This window comes from Salinibacterium amurskyense (assembly GCF_002797685.1).
GTDB lineage: Bacteria > Actinomycetota > Actinomycetes > Actinomycetales > Microbacteriaceae > Rhodoglobus > Rhodoglobus amurskyensis.
The window spans coordinates 225,680-245,958 of the sequence record NZ_PGFH01000003.1 but is presented as its reverse complement, the minus strand read 5'-3'; the positions used below and the strand labels follow the sequence as shown (position 1 = coordinate 245,958).

Here is a 20,279-nt window from a genome sequence, read left to right as displayed (position 1 = left end):
CTGACTTCGTTTTCCGCACCTTTGGGGTGACTAGAAAGAACAATACGTGCATTTTCAGCACCCCACCAACACGGTGCACATCCCGGGCGTGTCGCGCTCAGGTGGGCCAATTAGTGAAGGCCGGTCACGACCCGTGAACGCCAACGGGCGTGGATCTTGCAGGGCTCGCGGGCGGGCGTCCGTCAGCGCCGGCGACCCGATACGACGGTCTACGTCAACGCCGGCTGGGCGGCATCCGCCCGAACTCGGTACTCAGCACTCAGCACTCGGCACTCGGCACTCGGCACAGGGTTATGTTGCGGGAGTTGCGGGCAACACGTCGTAGACAAGATGAGCGAACTGGCCTACTGCGTTTGCTGAAAGCAGGCGAAGACGCTCGGGCCCCAAGGCGCGAGGGAATACAGGTGCTCCCCCGAAGACCGCGGCTGGAGCGAAAGAGATCGAGATTTGGTCGAGGGCGCCGGCGTCGAGGAATTGCGCGGCGAGTTCTCCCCCACCCACGATCCAGATGTCGCCATCGCCGGCCGCATCCCGAATCGCGGGCAGAGCATCCGCAACACTTCCCTGCAGAAAGCGCACATCGGCACCGTCGGGAACGGGGAGATCGCGGCTGGTGAAGACGAAAGTGGGCTTGTCGCCGAAATACTCGGCCCACTTGTGTGGCTGAGCGATCAAGTCCTCGTGTCTCAGCACCCACTCGTAAGTCGTTGAGCCTTCAACCATCACGGTCGCTGTCGGAGCAACGGCGGGGGCCTCGTCGGACTCGACGGCGAATAGCCACTCGAGCGAGTTGCTCTCATCCGCAATGAATCCATTGAACGTGGATGCGGTTTCGTAAAGGATGCGCGACATAGTGTCAGGCTACGCGCGGCGGACGACATCACCATCGCAGCCGTCATCTCTGCGTAGCGCGAGGGCGCTCAATGCGAGCAGCAAACACAGAGGCGAGTACACCAGAAGATCCCAACGATGGAAGGTGGCATCCGCGGGATTAGTACCCCACAGCCCTGAGCTGATGAGGAACCCGAGGGCGCTACGCACTGCGAATATAACCGCCAAGGCGTGGCTCGCGAAGATCAGCCACGGGGTCAAAATCGAACGCGGACGCGTGAGGTCGAGCATCCGGAGCACGACAGCGAAGCTCGCAACACACAGCGCCGCCGCAACGAGGAACGTGAGCGCCGGGCTTGGCCAGACCCCGCTCGGCACCACGGCGCCGCTAAGTTCGTCGAAAGACTTCGCCGGAAACGGTATGCCTGAAGCCCACAGGATATGAAGCGTTCCCAGCACGGCGAGGGCCAGCGCGAGGAATGACCCAGCCAAGATACGCAGGCGTATGTTCATAACTTGAGGCTAGCATCCGCTTCAGGATTCGCGGAGTACGATTTGCCCATGGCACTCCCCCGCACCGAGCGACTAACTCCCGAGCGTTGGGCCGAAGCAGCCCTCGTGCTCGGAGCACGAGAAGGCCTGGCGGCCATCAACATGGAACGCGTCGCGGCCGAACTCGGCGTCACCAAGGGCAGCGCGTATCACCACTTCTCTTCACGAGCTTCCCTTCTCGACAGCGCGCTCGAACTATGGAAGAAGCGTGCGACTCAGGATCTGATCGATCAACTCAGCGATCTGGAATCACCACACGAACGACTTGCTGCCATTCTGGGCGCCTCGATCGGTCGTGATCCGCGCGACGGGCTCGAGTACTACATCCTCACTTCACGCGACCCGATCGCAACGCCCGTCATCGACGCCGTAACGAGCGCGCGACTGCGCTTCTTAGAGGAGATTTACCGGGATTTCGGCCTCGACGATCATCGCGCACGACTATGGGCGCGCTCGTGCTACTCGACCTATTTGGGGCTGCAGGTGTTGCGCCACACCCTCCCCGCCGACGCTCAAGTCGGAACCGGAACCTCAGCAGACATCGCCGAAATGGTGCAGCAACTCACGCCACCCGAAGCCGGCAGCGCCTCGGCGCAGTAGCACGCCAGGCACCTAAGCCGCTCGTGCGCTAAGACTTGACGAAGATTCCCGCAAGCGTCTTCTTGCCGCGACGGAGAACCGCTACGTTTCCGGCGAGGAGGTCGCTGCCAACCGTGGCCTGGTCATCCGCTACCGCAACATTGTTGAGGTACACGCCCCCCTGCGAAATAGCTCGACGCGCTTCACTCGCGCTCGACACCAGTTTGGTGTCGACGAGCAGCTGAACGATCGTAGCCTCCGCTGACGTCTCGACGTGAGCAAGCTCGCGCAGCGCCGCAGCGAGAGTATCCGCATCCAGAGATGCCAACTCGCCCTGACCAAATAGAGCAGCGGAAGCAGCGATCGCCGCCTCCGTTGCAGCGCGACCGTGCACGAGAGAAGTCACTTCGTAGGCGAGTGTCTTCTGCGCCTCACGCCTAAACGGCGCCTCGGCCACAGCAGTTTCGAGAGCGGTGATCTGCTCGCGCGACAAGAACGTGAAGATACGCAGTCGCTGAATGACATCCGCATCATCGGTGTTGAGCCAGAACTGGTAGAACGCGTAGGGGCTCGTCATGTTCGAGTCGAGCCAGATGGCGTTGCCCTCGCTCTTGCCGAACTTGGTCCCGTCGGAGTTGGTGATGAGCGGGGTGCCGATGGCGTGAACGCTCGCACCCTCAGCCTTGTGGATGAGGTCGCTCCCGCTCGTGAGATTGCCCCACTGGTCGCTGCCACCGGTCTGCAATACGCAGTCGTAGTTGCGGTAGAGCTCCAAGAAGTCCATACCCTGCATGACCTGGTAGCTGAACTCGGTGTAGCTGATGCCGGCGTCGCTGTTGAGGCGCGCGCTCACGGCATCCTTCTTGATCATGGTGCCGACGCGGAAGTACTTTCCGACATCGCGTAAGAAGTCGATCGCGCTCATGGGCGCTGTCCAGTCGAGGTTGTTGACCATGCGCACGGCATTGTCACCCTCGGTGCTCAAGAACTTCGAAACCTGACCCTGCAAGTAACTGACCCACTCAGCAACGGTGTCGCTGTCGTTCAGGGTGCGCTCGGCGGTGGGACGGGGGTCGCCGATAAGACCGGTCGCTCCCCCAACGAGTCCGAGCGGCTTGTGGCCGGCCAGCTGAAGGCGGCGCAGCAGCAGCAGTTGAACGAGGTTTCCCAAGTGAAGGCTGGGTGCCGTGGGATCGAAGCCGCAGTAGTACGTGATGGGGTCGCCATCGAGAAGCTTCTCGAGGGCATCCGCGTCGGTGGAGACATGCACGAGGCCACGCCACGTGAGTTCTTGCCACAGGCTCTCGAAAGAGTCGTCGTTGCTTTGAGTACTGAGGGATTCTGATGCTGTCGCTGACACGTCATTAACCGTAGTGCCTTTCGGAGGGGTGCTGAGAGCAACGACGGCCGCGCGAGCCTCAGTGCTGGGGCACTGATTCAGCGGAATCAGGCTTGTGGGCCTGATGTTGAGAAATCAATGCTGTAGCCTTTAGGGATGTTCGTGATTACCGCAGACCAACGCAACAGCCGCAGCAGCGCGGATGCCGTGGCCGAAACCCTGCAGCGCATCAACCGAGAGCGCGCGGAGGACCTCGCCCTCCCCGCAGAACGCACGGCCGGAGACGAAGCCCAGATGCTGCTGACCTCTGCTCACGCCGCCCTCGACATCACCCTCGAATTGACGCGCACCGAACAGTGGAGCGTGGGAATCGGCATTGGCACCGTGCCCCTGCCCTACGGGTCCAACGTGCGCGCCACGAGCGGCGCCGCTTTCCTCGCGGCCCGCGATGCCATCGACCGCGCCAAGAAAAGCCCGGCCAAATGCGCTGTGCAATCTGACCCCGACAGTGAACTAGCGCGAGACATCGAACCACTGCTCGAACTATTGATCTTGCTCCGCGGCCGGCGCACCGCCAACGGCTGGGAACTCTACGACCTCCTCAGCACCGGCATCACTCAGGCCGATGCCGCCGAACGCCTCGGCATCTCACCACAGTCGGCAAGCCAACGTGCACTCGTGGCCGGATTACGCACCGAAGAAGAGGCCGTTCGCGCTCTTGCAAACCTGCTCGACAGAGCACACAGTGGAGTAGTAACCGACAACGCGCTCAGCGCAGAGGAAGGCACGTCATGATCGGCTGGTGGATCGCGGTACTCGTTTTCACAATCGGAGCGATTGGCGCATCCATGGTTGCGGCCCGAACCGACAAGTACTGGCTCGCCACCGTTTCGCTGCTGCCCGTCGGCCTTGCCCTCATCCTGGGATCTACCGGCAACCCTCTACCGGGCGATGTCTCGGGACTCGTCATCTTGCTCAGCGCAGCCTTCGTCGCACTCGCCACAATCGCGGGGAGCCCCCTCGTTGCGCTCGTGCTCTCGCTCGCCTCGTATCCGGCACCCCGCGGCGAACACGGCGGCATCCTCGTCATCGACGCAGACTCTCCGCTGCCCGAGCGAGAAATTCTGCGCGGCGGAACGACCATCGGCTACCTCGAGCGCTTCGCCTTCATCGCCTCATTTATGGTGTGGCAGCCCGGCGCCATCGCCATCATCGTGGCCATCAAAGGACTCGGCCGCTTCTCTGAACTGGAGAACGCAGCGGCGCGCGAGCGGTTCATCATTGGCACCCTCGTGAGTCTCGTCTGGGCTGGACTCTGCACCGCGGCGCTGCTCGTCGGGCGCTAAACAGCCCCGACGCCCTTGCGTTGCCGGCGCTGCGTTGCCGGCGCTGCGTTACCGGTACTGCGTTACCGGCGCTGCGTCACGGATGCTCTGCTACGACTTAAGCGCTTCGCTCACGCTAAGCGACTCGGGAGGCCGAGGTCTCTCGACCCACGTGACGAGCACCACCGACACGATCATCAGCAGCAGCCACGAACCGAGCTTCGCGATTGAGACCAGTTCCCAGCCGTCTGACTGATTCGGGTAAACCCACGCATTCGACCAGGTCGCCACGTTTTCAGCGATCCAAATGAAAATCGACACCAACACGAAGGCAACGAGCACGGGCATCCGGAACCGCGCCCGCGACACCCTGACGTGCATGACGGTGCGCCACCACACCACCGCGATGGCCGCGAAGAGGAACCACCGAACGTCGACGATGAAATGGTGGCTGAAGAAGTTGATGTAGATCAACGAGGCCACGATCGCGGTGACCCAGCGCCGCGGATAGTGATCAAAACGCAGTTCGAAGAGGCGGAAGACGCGCACCATGTACGAACCGACCGCCGCATACATGAAGCCGCTATAGAGCGGGACGCCGAAGATGTGCAGCACGCCGTCGCCCTCGTACGTCCAGGATCCCGCATCCGTCTTGAAGATTTCCATCACGGTACCCACAATGTGGAACAGGATGATCACCCGCAGTTCCCGCAGCGTCTCTAGCTTGAAGACGACCATAAGAACTTGGATGGCGAGAGCCGCGAGCACCAAAAAGTCATTGCGGGCGAGGGATGCCGACTCGGGATACCAGAGGCGCGTGAGTACGAGAACGGCGAGTAGCGCTCCCCCGAACACGCAAGCCCACGCCTGCTTGAGCACGAACACCGTGAACTCGATGGTCCACGTGCGGATTCGCTGCGACGCGGAGCTGTTGTTTAGGGCAGGGCTCGACTTCGCGGACGTGCCGCGCACCCGGTCGAGACGCCGATGTGCCCACTCGTCAATCCGCTGCTCGAGCGGAGTAAAGCGGGCCATCAGGGGCGCTTTCGTTTCACTGCGGCACGATACGGGGAGACGCTCGGCTCCCCCGGAATCCAGAAGCGCCACGGATACTCATCAGTGCCACCCTCGCCGGCGACGCCTGTGCGCGGCCCCGCGCTGAACGAAGACGGCGACTCGGGCAGTTCTAGGCGAACGCGGCCGGTCTGCAGGTCGGTGCCAGCGTCATCCAAACGAATTCCGAGCGCTACCGCGAGACGAGCGGGGCCCATCGCGAGGTCCGCTGGCTTCTTGGATGTCGCACGACGTTCGGCCGCGACATCCACGCCTTCGATTACTTCACCCGCCCGCAGTAAGATTCCGGAGGCAACGCCCTCGGGCATGCACACCACGTTCGCGCACGTGTGCATGCCGTAGGTGAAGTACGTGTAGAGGTGACCGGGCGGGCCATACATGACGGCGTTGCGTTTGCCCGGCCCCCGGAAAGCATGCGAGCCGGGATCGGCCTCGCCCATATACGCCTCGACCTCGGTAAGCCGCACAGCGACCTCGCCAACGCGCACGACAGCCCCCAGCAACAGCGGAGCAACCTCAGTTGCCGGCCTGCTGAGCAGATCGAACACGTCTAGCTAAGAACCTGCGGGTCAAGAGCGGCGGCGAGAACGCGAACACGCTCAGTCAGTTCGGCACGCTGCTCGGCAACGCGCACGGGAGCCGTTCCGCCCACGCCGGCACGGCTCGAAACCGAGCCCTCCACCGAGAGGACCGCACGAACATCACCCGTGAGGTGCGGTGAGATCGTGGCGTAGTCGGCATCCGTCGGTTCGTGAAGTTCGAGCGAGTTCTCTTCGCAGAAGCGAACCAGCGAACCACTGATCTCGTGAGCTTCACGGAACGGAACATGCTGGCGTACGAGCCAATCCGCGACGTCGGTAGCCAGAGAGAAGCCCTGCGGCGCGAGCTCCGCCATGCGCTCGGTGTTGAACCGGAGCGTGGCAATCATGCCGGTGAAGGCGGGAAGCAAGACTTCAAGCGTCTCGACTGAATCGAAGACGGGCTCTTTGTCTTCCTGCAGGTCGCGGTTGTACGCGAGCGGCAACGCCTTCAACGTGGCGAGCAGCCCCGTGAGGTTACCGATGAGGCGCCCGGACTTGCCGCGAGCAAGCTCAGCGATGTCAGGGTTCTTCTTCTGCGGCATGATCGACGACCCCGTGGAGTACGCGTCATCGAGCTGCACGAAGTCGAACTCGCGAGTGTTCCACAGAATGATCTCTTCGCTGAGTCGCGAAATGTCGATACCGAGCTGCGCAGTGATGAAGGCGAATTCCGCGACAACATCGCGGCTCGCGGTGGCATCGATTGAGTTTTCGGTGGGCCGAGAAAGGCCAAGTTCCCGAGCAACCAGCGCCGGGTCGAGCCCAAGCGTGCTACCAGCAAGAGCACCAGAGCCATACGGCGAAGTGGATGCCCGAGCCTTCCAGTCACGGAAGCGCTCAAGCGTGCGCACAAGAGGCCACGCGTGGGCGAGCAAGTGATGTGCGAGCAGCACCGGCTGCGCATGCTGGAGGTGCGTGCGACCCGGCATGATCGCCGTGTCATGCTTCTCGGCCTGTGCCACGATCGCGTCGATCAGGTCAACGACCATCGCGGAAATAGCGCCCGCGTGGTCGAGGAGGTACATGCGCACGAGAGTGGCGATCTGGTCATTACGGCTGCGACCGGCGCGGAGTTTGCCTCCGACGTCGGCGCCAGCGCGCTCAATCAGTCCGCGCTCGAGAGCGGCGTGAACGTCTTCTTCCGATTCCAAAGCCATGAAGCTGCCATCGGCAACCGCTGCACTCAACGAGCGCAGGGCATCCTGCATGGTCTCCAGCTCGGAATCATCGAGGTACCCCGCGGCCGCGAGCGCAACAGCGTGCGCCCGCGAACCGGCGAGGTCATACTGCGCAAGCTGCCAATCGAAGTGAGTCGATTTGCTCAATCGGGCAAGCTCGGGTGAAGGTCCGCTTGCGAAGCGGGCTCCCCAGAGTTGTCCCTCACCAGTTTCGGCAGATTGCGCCATGATTAGCCCTGCTTTGCGTCGCGACGAGCCGAGATCTTGCTCGGCAGTGACCAGAGATCGATGAAGCCCTTAGCCAACGACTGGTCGAAGGTGTCACCGGTGTCGTAGGTGGCGAGGCTGAAGTCGTAGAGGCTCTGCTCTGACTTGCGGCCGGTCGGCACTGCGCGACCTGCGTGCAGCGTCATACGGATCTCTCCGCTGACGTAGCGCTGAGTGTCTTCAACGAAAGCATCGAGCGAACGCTTGAGGCCGGAGAACCAGAGTCCGTCGTACACGAGGTTCGACCACTCGGCTTCGACTCCGCGCTTGTAGCGACCGAGGTCCCGCTCGATTGTGAGCGACTCGAGCTCTTCGTGCGCGGCGATCAAAGCCATAGCGCCGGGAGCTTCGTAGACCTCACGGCTCTTGATGCCGATGAGACGGTCTTCAACCATGTCGATGCGGCCAACGCCGTGCTTGCCGGCGAGCGCGTTCATGTGCTCAACGATGGCGAGAGCCGACATTGCGACTCCGTCGATCGCAACCGGAATACCAGCTTCGAAGGTGATGGTGACTTCTTCAGCGGGGAGCCCTGCTTCGGGGTCAGAGGTGTACTCGTAGAGTTCCTCGATGGGAGCGTTCCACGGGTCCTCGAGGAAACCGGTTTCGACCGCACGGCCCCACACGTTCTTATCGATCGAGTAGGGGCTTGCTGCCGACTGACGGATGGGGAGGTTGTGCTCTTCGGCGTACACGATGGCCTTGTCGCGAGTAAGCGCAAGGTCACGTACAGGGGCGATGCTCGTGAGTTCGGGAGCGAGAGCAGCGACGGCAGCTTCGAAGCGCACCTGGTCGTTTCCCTTACCGGTGCACCCGTGAGCAACGCTGTCTGCGCCAAGGGCCTTTGCCGTGAGGGCAAGGTGACGAGAGATCAACGGGCGGCTCAGTGCCGACACCAGCGGGTAACGCTTCTGGTAGAGCGCGTTGGTCTTGAGCGCTGGCATGAGGAAGTCATCCGCGAACTCATCCTTCGCGTCAACAACAACCGACTCAACAGCACCACAGTCAAGGGCGCGCTGGCGGATGTCATCCATGTCTTCGCCACCCTGGCCGACGTCAATCGCAAGCGCGACGACCTCTTTGCCGGTGGCGTCCTTGAGCCAGCCAATACCTACGGATGTGTCGAGTCCGCCCGAGTAGGCGAGAACTACGCGTTCTGACATGTGTTTATCTCCTTGACGTCGTGAATCAGTTTAGGGAACTACAGCGGCGGCGCTAAACCGCCAAGAAACTAGGCGGCTTGGTCGAGCAGCCAAATCATGAGGGCCTTCTGGGCGTGGAGGCGGTTCTCTGCCTCATCCCAGATGACGCTCTGCGGGCCATCGATAACCTCGGCTTCAACCTCATAACCGCGGTCGGCGGGGAGGCAGTGCAAGAAAATGGCGTCGGGCTTAGCGAGGGCCATCATGGCGGCATCCACTTTGTAGGCACCGAGAGCAGCGACGCGTGCGGCCTTCTCGTCTTCCTTGCCCATCGAGACCCACGTGTCGGTCACGACGACATCAGCACCGGTGACGGCCTCAGCCGGGTCGGTGATGATGGCAATCGAACCACCGGTGGATGCTGCGATCTTTTCGGCGTCGGCTACGACATCCGCCAAGGGCAGGTAGTCCTCGGGGCAGGCAATGCGCACGTGCATACCGGCGGTCGCGCCGGCGAGCAGGTACGAGTGCACCATGTTGTCGGCCCCGTCACCGAGGAACGCAACGGTCAGCCCCTTGAGCTCACCCTTGTGTTCGCGGATCGTGAGCAGGTCGGCGAGCAACTGGCACGGGTGGAACTCATCGCTCAGCGCATTGATAACGGGAACCTGCGTGCCGTGAGCCATCTCGATCAGGCCCTGCTGCCCATAGGTGCGCCAGACGATGGCGGCGACCTGGCGCTCGAGAACACGAGCGGTGTCGGATGCCGTCTCCTTGCCACCCAATTGACTGTTGGCCGTGGAGATAATGAGTGGCGAACCGCCGAGGTCGGCAATACCCACCGCGAAAGACACGCGAGTGCGCGTCGAGGACTTGTCGAAGATCACCGCGACCGTCTGAGGACCTTCGAGGGGCTTGCGGCCCCACCGGTCAGCCTTGACCTTCTCGGCGAGATCGAGGATCTCGAGTTGTTCAGCTGGGCTGAGGTCATCATCGCGAAGAAAATGCCTGGTCATGATGCCTCCGTAGGTGCGTCGTTGAGTACTGCGTTCAGCACAGCGCTGAACGTGTCGATGAATTCGGTGATCTCGGCATCGCCAATGATCAGGGGTGGTGCAAGTCGAACCGTCGACTCGTTGGGAGCATTAACAATGAGCCCGTGATCGAGCGCCACTGCCACAACCTGCTGAGCGACGGGCTGCGAAAGACCGATACCGATGAGGAGCCCGCGACCACGCAACTCACTCACCAGCGGTGATCCGATCGCCTCGATCGCCGCACGCAGCTGGGCACCCCGCGCGGCGGAGTTCGCCACGAGGTCGTCGCTTTCGATCTGCGTGAGCACGGCATTACTGACCGCACACACGAGTGGGTTTCCGCCGAACGTGGTGCCGTGCTGCCCCGGCTGCAAGAGAGCGGATGCCGCACCAAAGGTCACGAGGGCGCCAATCGGCACTCCCCCGCCAATTCCCTTCGCGAGGGTGATCGCGTCGGGAACAATGCCGCTCTCTTGGAAGCCAAACCAGCGCCCGGTGCGTCCGGCCCCGGTCTGGATCTCGTCGACGATGAGGAGCACACCGTGTTGCGTCGTGAGTTCTCGCGCTGCTTCGAGGTAGCCCTCGGGAAGCGGCTGCACGCCAGCCTCGCCCTTGATGGGCTCGACGAAGAGTGCTGCGACATCCGGCCCGATCGCTGCGGCGAGCGCCTCGATCGTGGTGTCAATGATGTCGACATTGGGCATCAGCGGCTCGAAGGGTTCGCGAAGTGCGGCCTTACCCGTGATGGAGAGTGCGCCGATGGAACGACCGTGGAAGGAGTCTTTCAACGAGAGGATGCGCGGGCGACCCGTGCGGCGAGCCAGCTTCACGGCTGCCTCGTTTGCTTCGGTGCCCGAGTTCGCGAAGAACACACGCCCCTCTTCGCCTGCTCCCGAGATACGCAGGAGGCGTTCGGCGAGTGCGAGTTGCGGTTCGGTCGCGAAGAAGTTCGAGACATGAAGCAGGTTCGCCTGGCTCGTGAGTGCTCCGACGACGGCCGGGTGGTTGTGACCGAGCGAGTTCACGGCAATTCCGCCGAGGAAGTCGAGGTAGCGCTTGCCGTCGGAATCAAAGACAGTGCAGCCCTCACCGCGCACGAGTTCAACCTTCGGCGTACCGAAGGTATTCATCATGCGGCGGTTGTAGTCGTCTTGCCAGCTCATGCAGGTACCACCTCGGTGCCAATTCCATCTTGCGTGAACACTTCGAGGAGGATCGAGTGCGGGGCACGCCCATCGATAATGGCGGCCTTAGGTACACCGGCATCCACGGCTTCAAGGCACGCGGTCATCTTGGGGATCATGCCCGACTCAAGACTCGGCAGCAGTTCACGGAGTTCATCGGTGTTGATGATGGAAACGAGCGACTCACGGTTGGGCCAGTCGCTATAGAGACCAGCAACATCGGTGAGGATGACGAGCTTGGCTGCATCCAGGGCGATCGCGAGCGCCGCCGCGGCAGAGTCAGCGTTCACATTGAGCAAGCCCGAAGCGTCATCCGCGATCTCGCCAGCTTCTTGAGCAAGCGTGGACACCACGGGAATGTTGTCACTCGCGAGCACATCGAGTACCCGCTGAGGGTCAACCTCGGTGACGTTGCCGACGAGCCCGAGATCGACGCGCTTGCCTTCGATCTCCTTGATCATGCGCTCACCGATAAACAGCGAATGCTCGTGTCCGGCAATGCCGTTAGCGAGATCTCCGTGCTCGTTGATGAGATCGACGAGTTCTGCCCCCACCTGGTCGGTGAGAACATCCCGCACGACGTCAATCGACTCTTCGGTCGTCACGCGGTAGCCCGCGCGGAACTCCGACTCGATACCGCGAATCTTGAGCTCCTTAGTGATCTGGGGCCCACCACCGTGAACAATCACGGGGCGAACACCAGCAAGACGCAGATACACCATGTCCTGCACAAAAGCGCGCTTGAGTTCGTCGTTGATCATGGCATTGCCGCCGAACTTCACCACAATGATGCGGTTGCGAAAACGCTTCAACCACGGAAGTGCCTCAATAAGCACTCCCGCCTTAGTCATGGCCTGCTCGTGTTCAGCGCCGTGTGTGAATGCCGGCATCAGCTGGAGTACGCGCTGTTCTCATGCACGTAATCGTGCGTGAGGTCGTTGGTCAGAATGGTTGCTTCGGCATCGCCCGTAGCAAGATCGATCAGCACGTGCACAGCACGGCCCGCGAGATCCACTTCGTCGCGCGAACAGTCGGGGGCACCCGCGTGGCAGACCCGCACACCGTTCATCGAAACGTCGACCGCGTAGGGGTCGAAAGCGGCATCCGTGGTTCCGATTGCCGCCAACACGCGGCCCCAGTTGGGGTCGTTGCCGAAGATGGCTGCCTTGAAGAGATTGTTGCGGGCAACCGAGCGGCCGACGATAACAGCGTCGTCTTCGCTCGCAGCACCCACAACTTCGATGCGGATGTCGTGGCTTGCGCCCTCAGCATCGCCCTGCAGCTGTTCGGCCAAGTCGTTGCACACGCTCGTGACGAGCGCGGCAAACTCGGCCGCGTCGGGAGTCACGCCCGAGGCGCCGGAGGCCATGAGCGTTACTTGGTCGTTGGTCGACATGCAGCCGTCGGAGTCGAGGCGGTCGAAGGTGAGGCGAGTCGCTTCGCGCAGCGCCGCGTCGAGGCCGGCGGAGGCGACAGCGGCGTCAGTGGTGATGACCACGAGCATTGTCGCGAGGCCTGGTGCGAGCATCCCGGCGCCCTTGGCCATGCCACCGACGGTGTAGCCGGTTCCCGCAGCGACGGCGGTCTTGGGCTTGCTGTCGGTCGTCATGATGGCGAGCGACGCATTAGTGCCGCCCTCAGTGCTGAGCGCGGAGGCTGCAGCAGACATTCCGGCGAGAACCTTGTCTTGCGGAAGCTGTTCACCGATAAGACCGGTCGAACAGACGAGGATGTCGCCGGCCGAAGCGCCCAGGGTCTCGGCAACGTGCTCGGCAGTGGCATGCGTCACCTGGAAACCCTGCGGCCCGGTAAAGCAGTTAGCACCACCGGAGTTGAGAGCAATCGCCGTGACCACTCCATCGTCAATGACCTGCTTCGACCAGATAATCGGATGCGCTTGGGCACGATTGCTCGTGAATACCGCGGCCGCATCGAAGCGGGGCCCGCGGTTGACGACGAGGGCGACATCGAGGCCGCCACTCGCTTTGAGGCCGGCTTCGACACCGGCGGCTTCGAATCCTGCGGCTGCTGTGACACTCATGGTGCTACTCCGTCCAGCGCCAGACCGAGGGTTTCCTCGAGGCCCAACGCAATATTTGTCGATTGAATGGCGGCGCCTGCGGTTCCCTTGACGAGATTGTCGATCGCACTCACAACGACGACGCGACGAGCGGCCTCGTCGATAGCAAGACCGATGAGGGCAGTATTGGCGCCGAGAGTATCCGCCGTGCGCGGGAACTGCCCCTCCGGCAACACGTGAACGAAGGGTTCGTCGGCGTACGCGGTCTCCCACGCTTCGCGCACCTGAGCGGCAGTGACGCCCTCAGCAAGCTTGGCTGTTGTCGTAGCGAGGATTCCCCGCGACATCGGCACGAGCATCGGCGTGAACGAGACGGTGACGCTCTCGGCACCCGCGACCTTCAAATTCTGAGCGATCTCAGGAGTGTGACGATGCGTACCGCCGACGGCATACGCCGAGGCGGACCCCATCATTTCACTCGCCAAGAGGTTTACCTTGAGACTCTTGCCCGCACCGGATGGCCCGACAGCAAGCACTGCCACGATGTCCTCAGCCTCGATAAGAGACGAACGGATGCCGGGGGCGAGAGCCAGCGTGATTGCCGTGACGTTACAACCGGGCACCGCAATACGCTTCGAGCCGGCGAGCACTTGCCGTTGCGTGCCACCAGCGGCATGCAGCAGCTCGGGCATCCCGTAGTCCCAAGCGCCGAAGTACTCGCCACCGTAAAACGCGGCCCAATCTTCAGGGCTCGTGAGGCGGTGGTCAGCACCACAGTCAACGACGAGAGTGTCGGGGCTGAGTTCAGCCGTCAACTCCCCCGACTTACCGTGGGGCAGAGCAAAGAAAACAACATCGTGGCCGGCGAGCACTGACGGCTCCGTCGGCTGGAGTTCAAGGTGCGCCAGCGAGCGCAAATGCGGCTGGACATCGATCAACCGTTGGCCAGCGTTACTAAACGCCGTCACGGTTCGAACATCGAACTCAGGGTGGGTGGACAACAGGCGAAGAAGCTCGCCACCGGCATAACCGCTGGCACCGGCCACAGCGACCGAAATTGACATGGAATTACCTTCAGTGGGGTTCGGAAACGAGAACACTTGCGGCGGCGTTTCACACAACCTCGTGGGTCGTGGCGAAACTCCGCCTATCGTCGCTCGTCAGCCCCGCGCAGTACCGGCGAAGACGGCGCAACAAAGCGCAGCGAGAGTCGCTGGCAGCAGGCGCGGAGGTCGGTCACATTTCTAGAATAGTCCCCTCACTGCGCGGCAGGCTAATCGGTACGCTGGTTGTGGCGAGTCCGCTCTCGTTTCATCCCCCATTAAGGAGCCCTATGTCTGACCTCAGTGGTCTGCTCAACCTGATCCCCATCGGCGACATTGCCGCAAAACTCGGCGTCAACGAAGACTTGGCCGAAGCGGCTGTCAAACAAGTCATCCCCACTCTCATCGGTGGGATGGCCGCCAATGCCAAGGATGACGCCGGTGCGAAGTCGCTCGAAGGCGCGCTGTCCACTCACGGCACGAAAGTCCCGCGCGCGAGCACGGTTGACGACATCGATGTCGCTGACGGCGCCAAGATTGTCTCCAACGTGTTCGGAGGCAAGCAGGCGGATGTCGCTTCCGCCGTCGCCGACAACAACGCTGACGCGAACGTCACGAGTGATCTGATCGCCAAGTTGCTCCCGATCGTCGCTCCGATTGTGATCTCGTGGGTCGGCTCGCAGTTCTTGGGCCAGAAGGCGGCGCCCGCTGCTGCCGAGCCCGCGAAGGCCGATGCCGGTGGCATCGGCGGCTTGCTCGGTGGTCTCTTGGGCAATGCTGGCGGTCAAGACCTTGTCGGCGGCCTCATTGGCGGTCTGCTCGGCGGCGGCAAGCGTTAGGCCTGCACACAACGACGAAAGCCGGTCGTCACCGCAATGGTGACGACCGGCTTTCGGTGTTGCGAGGTTCTGTTCTACTCGCGCAGCTCGGCGCCGACACGTTCGCCGGCGAGAGCGACAGCGGCGTTCTTCGCGTCAGTGGCTTCAGCCTGCGTGAGCGTGCGGTCGACGGCACGGAAGCGCAGCGCGAACGTCAGCGACTTGTGCGCCTCGGGAATACCCGTTCCGCGGTAATCGTCGACAAGACGCACGTGCTCTAAGAGCTCACCAGCACCCTCGCGGATGAGAGCCAAGAGCTCACCAGCCTGCACCTCCGTCGGCACTACCAAAGAAAGATCCTGGGTCGCTGCCGGGTAGGAGACGATCGGCGTGGCCGCGACGTCTGCTGCCGCACTCTGAATCAGCACGCTGAGGTCAAGTTCGAGCACCGCAACGACGCGCGGCAGGTCGAGCTCCTGGGCGAGTGCAGGAAGCAGTTCTCCGGCGTAGCCCACGGTGTTGTCGCCAACGCGAAGCTCCGCGGTGCGGCCGGGGTGCATCGAGTGATGGCTGCCCGTGACAATGTCGATCTCGACCGAGAGCGTCGCCGCCACGAGCTGAACAGTGGCCAGAGCATCCGCGAGTCCACGGGAGACGGGCTGCTGGCCCGGCTGACGCGTCACGGCATCGCCGAGGAACAGTGCGGCGACGTGCCACGGTTGCTGCGGGATGCTCGAGCGCAAGTCGGCGAGAACCGCGTCACTCGGCAATTCGTAGCCGAGCGGCAGCGAAGTGCTTCCATAGCTGCGTCCAGCTTCGGGCAGGAAGACTGTTCCGACCTCGAAGAGCGCCAGATCGGTCAGCCCGCGAGAAACGTTGCGGTGAGCGATGGCTGCGAGGCCGGGGATCAACGAACGACGCATCGTGGCGGCATCCGGGTCCAGAGCGTTCGCAAGCTTAATCGTGGTCGCTCCCCCGGCCTCGGACGCCCCAAAGAGGTCGTTCGAGTGCTGCGAGATGAACGGGTAGGCCAGGACCTCGGTGAGGCCGGATGCTGCGAGGCTGTTCGACACCGTACGTCGCAGTCGCTGGGCGCGAGTGAGCCCGCGGCCCGGAGGCGCAACAGGAAGCACAGCGGGAATGCGGTTGTAGCCCACAATGCGAGCTACTTCTTCGACGAGCGTTGTCTTGTCGCCAAGGTCGGGACGCCAGCTCGGAGGAGTAACGCTCCAGCCTGTTTCGGTCGACTCGACCGTTGCACCAATCGCCTGCAGCGAATCGGTGATCTCGTCAGCAGAGTAGTTCACTCCAATGAGGCCCTGAGCGTAGCCCTCGGGCAGGTCGACGGCATCCGCGACGTGGTCGGCGAGCAAGTCGCTGCCGAGCTCGTCGACAGTTCCGCCACCCAGTTCAACCAGCAACTCAACGACGCGCGCCGCAGCGGCCGGAGCCACCAGCGGGTCGACACCGCGCTCGAAGCGACGCGACGCTTCGCTGCCGAGCTTGTGACGACGAGCGGTACGCGCGATCGAAATGGGCTCGAAGTTTGCGGCTTCGATCAAGACGTTGGTCGAGGAATCTGTAATCTCAGTGCTCGCTCCACCCATAACGCCAGCAAGACCGATCGGGCCTGACTCATCAGTGATCAGCAGGTCTTCGGGGTCCAGCGTGCGCGACTTGTCGTCGAGCGTTGCGAGGATCTCCCCTGCCTGAGCCCGACGGACCGTGAGGCCGCCTGCTACACGGTCGAGGTCGTACGCGTGAATCGGCTGCCCGAGCTCGAGCATCACATAGTTAGTGATGTCGACCGTGAGCGAGATCGAGCGGATGCCGGCCAGCGCCAGACGCGTGATCATCCACGTGGGCGTTGGCTTGGTGACATCCACGTTCCGTACGACACGGGTGACGAAGGCTCGCACCCCGGCGCGACCGCGAATGGGCGCGTCGTCGGCGATGACCACGGGGAAACCGCTCGCCTCGGTGATGGCGGGAGCATCAGCGGGGTCAGTGAACGTAGCGCCCGTCGAGAGCGCGTATTCGCGAGCAACGCCGCGCAGCGACATCGCGTAACCGCGGTCAGGTGTGACGTTGATCTCTACCGCAAAGTCATCAAGACCAAGCAGTTCAATCGCGCTCGTTCCGACCGCGGGGTCGAGACCCAGCGTGGATAGTACGAGGATGCCGTCGTGCTCATCGCCGAGGCCGAGCTCGCGAGTAGACGCGATCATTCCATCGGAGACGTGACCGTAGGTCTTGCGCGCAGCAATAGGGAACGGGCCCGGAAGGACTGAACCGGGCAGCGTGACAACGACCTTGTCGCCGACAACGAAGTTGTGGGCTCCACAGACGATGCCGCGAGGCTCGGCTTCGCCGACATCAACTTGGCACCAGTTGATGGTCTTGCCGTTGGACTGGGGTTCGCCAACGAATTCGAGCACCTGGCCAACAACAACGGGGCCAGAAATGTCGAAGCCGTGAACGTCTTCTTCTTCAAAGCCGACCTTGACGAGGGCAGCGTGGACTTGCTCGTGGGTGATGTCTGCGGGGATCTCTACGAATTCCCGCAACCAACTCATGGGAACTTTCATCAGACCACCATTCCGAACTGCTGGGAGAAGCGAATATCGCCCTCGACCATGTCTCGCATGTCATTCATTTCGTTGCGGAACTGGAGCGTGCGCTCAATTCCCATACCGAAGGCGAAGCCCTGGTATTCGTCGGGGTCAATGCCGGCGGCGCGAAGAACGTTGGGGTTGACCATTCCGCAGCCACCCCACTCCACCCAGCGTGCGCCACCCTTGGCGTTGGGCTGCCATACATCCATCTCGGCACTGGGCTCAGTGAACGGGAAGTAGTTGGGGCGCAGACGAATCTGAGCGCCCTCCCCGAACATCGCACGGGCAAGGTGCTCGAGCGTGCCCCGGAGGTGCGCCATGGTGAGGCCCTTGTCGATCGCGATGCCCTCCAGCTGGTGGAACACCGGCGTGTGGGTCGCATCAAGTTCGTCGGTGCGGAACACGCGTCCGGGCGCCACAACGTACACCGGAAGCGGGCGCTCGAGCAACGAACGGATCTGAACCGGGCTCGTGTGCGTGCGCAGCAGCAAGTGCGAGTCGACGGGGTCGATGAAGAAGGTGTCTTGCATCGCCCGCGCGGGGTGATCTTCGTCGAAGTTGAGCGCGTCGAAGTTGAACCACTCGTTCTCGAGTTCGGGGCCTTCCGCGACTTCCCAGCCCATGCCGACGAAGATGTCGCTCATGTGCTCCATGAGCAGGCTCAGCGGATGCCGGGCGCCCTTCACGTAGCGAGTGGCGACAGCCGTGACATCCACAGCCTCTGCCGCAAGCTTGGCTTGCTCCTCGGCGACTGCCAACTCGGCCTCGCGCGCGCTAAAAGCGCCGTTGACGCGACCGCGGGCGGCTCCGATGAGCTTGCCGGTGGCAGCTCGGTCGGCGGGCGCCACGTTCTTCATCTGGGCGTTGAGCGCTGCCAGTGGCGAGCCCTCTGCAAGATGGGCGCCGCGCACCGTTTTGAGGTCGGCCATTGTCGCTGCGGACTCGATGGCAGCAAGAGCTGCTTCGACCGCTGCGGTTACCGCTGGTTCTGTGATCGGGGTGGGTTCAGACACAAGAACCGAGTTTAGCGGACACCGCTGTCGCGGGCCGCCCTCCTCACGGAGCTAGTACCCGCCGGCGCCGCCGCTGTTGTCGCCGTAGCTAGCGTGACCGCGCGGCGGCATCGTGATGGCACGCGTACCATCTACACCCGGCTGCTTAGGAGCATCTGGAGTGGTCGCACCATCCTTCGGTCCGCTCTTCTTTGCCACGTAGCGAGCAACGTACGACAGGGTTACGTTCATGACGAGGTAGATAACGAGTCCGACCGCGAAAAGAGTGAAGACGTAGCGGCTGCCGTAGAAGTTCTGAAGCTCCTTGATCGTGCGCGAAAGCTCGGGGTACGCAACGACGTACGCAAGAGAGGTGTCTTTCAACAGCACGACAAGCTGCGCCAAAATGATCGGCAACATCTGACGGAAAGCTTGCGGGAACTCCACGATAAACCGTGTCTGCAGCGAAGTGAGGCCGATCGACAGACCACCTTCGCGTTGCCCCTTGGGCAGCGAACTAATGCCCGCTCGCAATGCTTCACCGATGATCGCGCCGTTGTAGATCGCGAGACCCAGCACACCGGCCCAGTAACCACCGGTCGAGAACATGAGGAACACGAAGAAAATGAGGAGCAACAGCGGCATACCGCGGAAGATCTCAAGCGCGATCGACGTCGGGATACGAACCCACTTGGATGCCGCAGTGCGCCCAAACGAAAACAAAATTCCGATGATGATCGCGAGCACTGCCGCGACCCCCGCCATGCGCAGAGTGTTGAGCACACCGCGGCCGAAGGCGCCCCAGATTTCAGGGTCGGCGAGGATGTCGGTTCGCGACGGGTCGAAGAGTCCAGGCTGCTCGGCACCGTTGGCACTGACACGGGGTGCAGCGAGGATGAAGTAGACCCAGATGATCAGGCCGATGATCAGTACGGCACCGACAGCAGAGGCGATGGCCGAATTGCGCCGGGTCTTCGGACCGGGGGCGTCGTACAGTACGCTCGCGCTCATCGCAGCACCATTACCTTCTTCTCGATCGCTCCGGCTATCAGCCCGAGCGGAATAGTGATTGCCAAGTACAGCGCAGCGGCGTAAATGAGGGTGAGCAGAACAAGGTCACCGTGGTCACGCGATGCAGCACCGGTTGCTTTGAAGAGTTCGTTGACGAAGAACGCTCCCGCGACCGATGTGTTCTTGGTCAACGCGATAAATACGTTGATGAGCGGCGGGACGACCATGCGGCTTGCCTGCGGAAGAATCACGAGGCCAACAGTCTGGGTGAATCCCATGCCGATGCTGCGAGCGGCTTCGGCCTGGCCGACGGGAACACCGTTGAACCCGGAACGCACCGCTTCAGCCACGAAGGGAGAGGTGTAGAGAGTCAAACCGAGAGCTGCCAAGAGGAAGTAGTCGAGGTCAACGCCGAGAATGGGCAGCACGAAGGCGCAGAAGAACAAGACGAGAAGCAACGGGATGTTGCGGAGCAGCTCGGTGTAGACGGTTGCGAAGATGCGCAACGAAGGAACCGGCGAGATACGCATCGCCGCGATAAGAACCCCAAGAATAAACGCCCCGACACCGGCAATGCCCAACAGGGCCAGCGTCAGAAGAAAGCCCTCCATGTAGAGCGGCGTTATGTCGACAAGGGCGTCGATCGCGTTAGTGATGACGTCCATCCGGGCCTCCTGGAAAGTAAATGAAT

20 protein-coding genes are annotated in these 20,279 nt (G+C 62.4%); 4 read left to right on the top strand and 16 right to left on the bottom strand.

The annotated features are described in order from the left end of the window. Positions 1-291: 291 nt before the first annotated feature. On the bottom strand, positions 292-852 hold the full coding sequence (locus CLV85_RS13290) for a dihydrofolate reductase family protein (protein WP_100390118.1): 561 nt from the start codon (positions 850-852) through the stop codon (positions 292-294). Between the two features lie 9 nt (positions 853-861). Continuing rightward, the gene (locus CLV85_RS13285) at positions 862-1,344 is read right to left on the bottom strand and encodes a DUF3995 domain-containing protein (RefSeq protein ID WP_100390117.1); all 483 of its coding nucleotides are present in this window, start codon (positions 1,342-1,344) and stop codon (positions 862-864) included. Positions 1,345-1,392: 48 nt separating this feature from the next. Here CLV85_RS13285 and CLV85_RS13280 point away from each other — a divergent pair, with 48 nt between their 5' ends. Then, entirely contained in the window at positions 1,393-1,983 is a 591-nt protein-coding gene (locus CLV85_RS13280) for a TetR/AcrR family transcriptional regulator (RefSeq protein WP_100390116.1), read from the top strand. A 28-nt stretch (positions 1,984-2,011) separates the two neighbouring features. Here CLV85_RS13280 and tyrS read toward each other — a convergent pair whose 3' ends face one another. Beyond that, positions 2,012-3,322, bottom strand: coding sequence for a tyrosine--tRNA ligase (gene tyrS, locus CLV85_RS13275; RefSeq protein ID WP_100390115.1), 1,311 nt, complete (start codon positions 3,320-3,322; stop codon positions 2,012-2,014). Positions 3,323-3,457: 135 nt separating this feature from the next. On the opposite strand from tyrS, the gene CLV85_RS13270 reads away from it, so the two are divergent. After that, the gene (locus CLV85_RS13270) at positions 3,458-4,096 is read left to right on the top strand and encodes a DNA-binding protein (RefSeq protein ID WP_169925826.1); all 639 of its coding nucleotides are present in this window, start codon (positions 3,458-3,460) and stop codon (positions 4,094-4,096) included. Continuing rightward, on the top strand, positions 4,093-4,647 hold the full coding sequence (locus CLV85_RS13265) for a hypothetical protein (RefSeq protein ID WP_100390114.1): 555 nt from the start codon (positions 4,093-4,095) through the stop codon (positions 4,645-4,647). The genes CLV85_RS13270 and CLV85_RS13265 overlap by 4 nt, the downstream gene beginning before the upstream one ends. A 90-nt stretch (positions 4,648-4,737) precedes the next feature. Here CLV85_RS13265 and CLV85_RS13260 read toward each other — a convergent pair whose 3' ends face one another. From CLV85_RS13260 to argC, 9 genes are all read right to left on the bottom strand, one after another. Continuing rightward, positions 4,738-5,661, bottom strand: coding sequence for a DUF817 domain-containing protein (locus CLV85_RS13260; protein ID WP_100390113.1), 924 nt, complete (start codon positions 5,659-5,661; stop codon positions 4,738-4,740). Next, positions 5,661-6,248, bottom strand: a complete 588-nt coding sequence (locus CLV85_RS13255) for a DNA-3-methyladenine glycosylase (RefSeq protein ID WP_100390112.1) — start codon at positions 6,246-6,248, stop codon at positions 5,661-5,663. The genes CLV85_RS13260 and CLV85_RS13255 overlap by 1 nt, the downstream gene beginning before the upstream one ends. 2 nt (positions 6,249-6,250) lie before the next feature. After that, positions 6,251-7,687, bottom strand: coding sequence for an argininosuccinate lyase (gene argH / locus CLV85_RS13250; RefSeq protein ID WP_100390111.1), 1,437 nt, complete (start codon positions 7,685-7,687; stop codon positions 6,251-6,253). Between the two features lie 2 nt (positions 7,688-7,689). After that, positions 7,690-8,889, bottom strand: coding sequence for an argininosuccinate synthase (locus CLV85_RS13245; RefSeq protein WP_100390110.1), 1,200 nt, complete (start codon positions 8,887-8,889; stop codon positions 7,690-7,692). 68 nt (positions 8,890-8,957) lie between these two features. Next, positions 8,958-9,884 (bottom strand): ornithine carbamoyltransferase, encoded by a 927-nt coding sequence (gene argF, locus CLV85_RS13240; protein WP_100390109.1) that lies wholly within the window; start codon positions 9,882-9,884, stop codon positions 8,958-8,960. Next, on the bottom strand, positions 9,881-11,068 hold the full coding sequence (locus tag CLV85_RS13235) for an acetylornithine transaminase (RefSeq protein WP_100390108.1): 1,188 nt from the start codon (positions 11,066-11,068) through the stop codon (positions 9,881-9,883). Before CLV85_RS13235 ends, argF begins: the two co-directional genes overlap by 4 nt. Continuing rightward, positions 11,065-11,979: an acetylglutamate kinase gene (argB, locus tag CLV85_RS13230; RefSeq protein WP_100390107.1), complete on the bottom strand. Its 915-nt coding sequence runs from the start codon at positions 11,977-11,979 to the stop codon at positions 11,065-11,067. The genes CLV85_RS13235 and argB overlap by 4 nt, the downstream gene beginning before the upstream one ends. Beyond that, entirely contained in the window at positions 11,979-13,130 is a 1,152-nt protein-coding gene (gene argJ / locus CLV85_RS13225; RefSeq protein ID WP_100390106.1) for a bifunctional glutamate N-acetyltransferase/amino-acid acetyltransferase ArgJ, read from the bottom strand. The genes argB and argJ overlap by 1 nt, the downstream gene beginning before the upstream one ends. Next, on the bottom strand, positions 13,127-14,173 hold the full coding sequence (gene argC, locus CLV85_RS13220; RefSeq protein WP_100390105.1) for an N-acetyl-gamma-glutamyl-phosphate reductase: 1,047 nt from the start codon (positions 14,171-14,173) through the stop codon (positions 13,127-13,129). The genes argJ and argC overlap by 4 nt, the downstream gene beginning before the upstream one ends. 269 nt (positions 14,174-14,442) lie before the next feature. Between argC and CLV85_RS13215 the strand changes: the two genes are divergently transcribed. Continuing rightward, positions 14,443-14,991, top strand: coding sequence for a DUF937 domain-containing protein (locus CLV85_RS13215; RefSeq protein ID WP_100390104.1), 549 nt, complete (start codon positions 14,443-14,445; stop codon positions 14,989-14,991). Positions 14,992-15,065: 74 nt separating this feature from the next. Here CLV85_RS13215 and pheT read toward each other — a convergent pair whose 3' ends face one another. Genes pheT through CLV85_RS13195 form a run of 4 tightly spaced genes read right to left on the bottom strand, consistent with a single transcriptional unit; the run spans position 15,066 to position 20,253 of the window. Continuing rightward, positions 15,066-17,558, bottom strand: coding sequence for a phenylalanine--tRNA ligase subunit beta (gene pheT / locus CLV85_RS13210; protein WP_100390103.1), 2,493 nt, complete (start codon positions 17,556-17,558; stop codon positions 15,066-15,068). After that, positions 17,558-18,598 (bottom strand): phenylalanine--tRNA ligase subunit alpha, encoded by a 1,041-nt coding sequence (gene pheS, locus CLV85_RS13205; RefSeq protein WP_100390102.1) that lies wholly within the window; start codon positions 18,596-18,598, stop codon positions 17,558-17,560. The genes pheT and pheS overlap by 1 nt, the downstream gene beginning before the upstream one ends. A gap of 51 nt (positions 18,599-18,649) precedes the next feature. Further along, on the bottom strand, positions 18,650-19,588 hold the full coding sequence (locus CLV85_RS13200) for an amino acid ABC transporter permease (RefSeq protein WP_100390101.1): 939 nt from the start codon (positions 19,586-19,588) through the stop codon (positions 18,650-18,652). Then, positions 19,585-20,253 (bottom strand): amino acid ABC transporter permease, encoded by a 669-nt coding sequence (locus CLV85_RS13195; RefSeq protein ID WP_100390100.1) that lies wholly within the window; start codon positions 20,251-20,253, stop codon positions 19,585-19,587. The genes CLV85_RS13200 and CLV85_RS13195 overlap by 4 nt, the downstream gene beginning before the upstream one ends. Positions 20,254-20,279 lie beyond the last annotated feature (26 nt).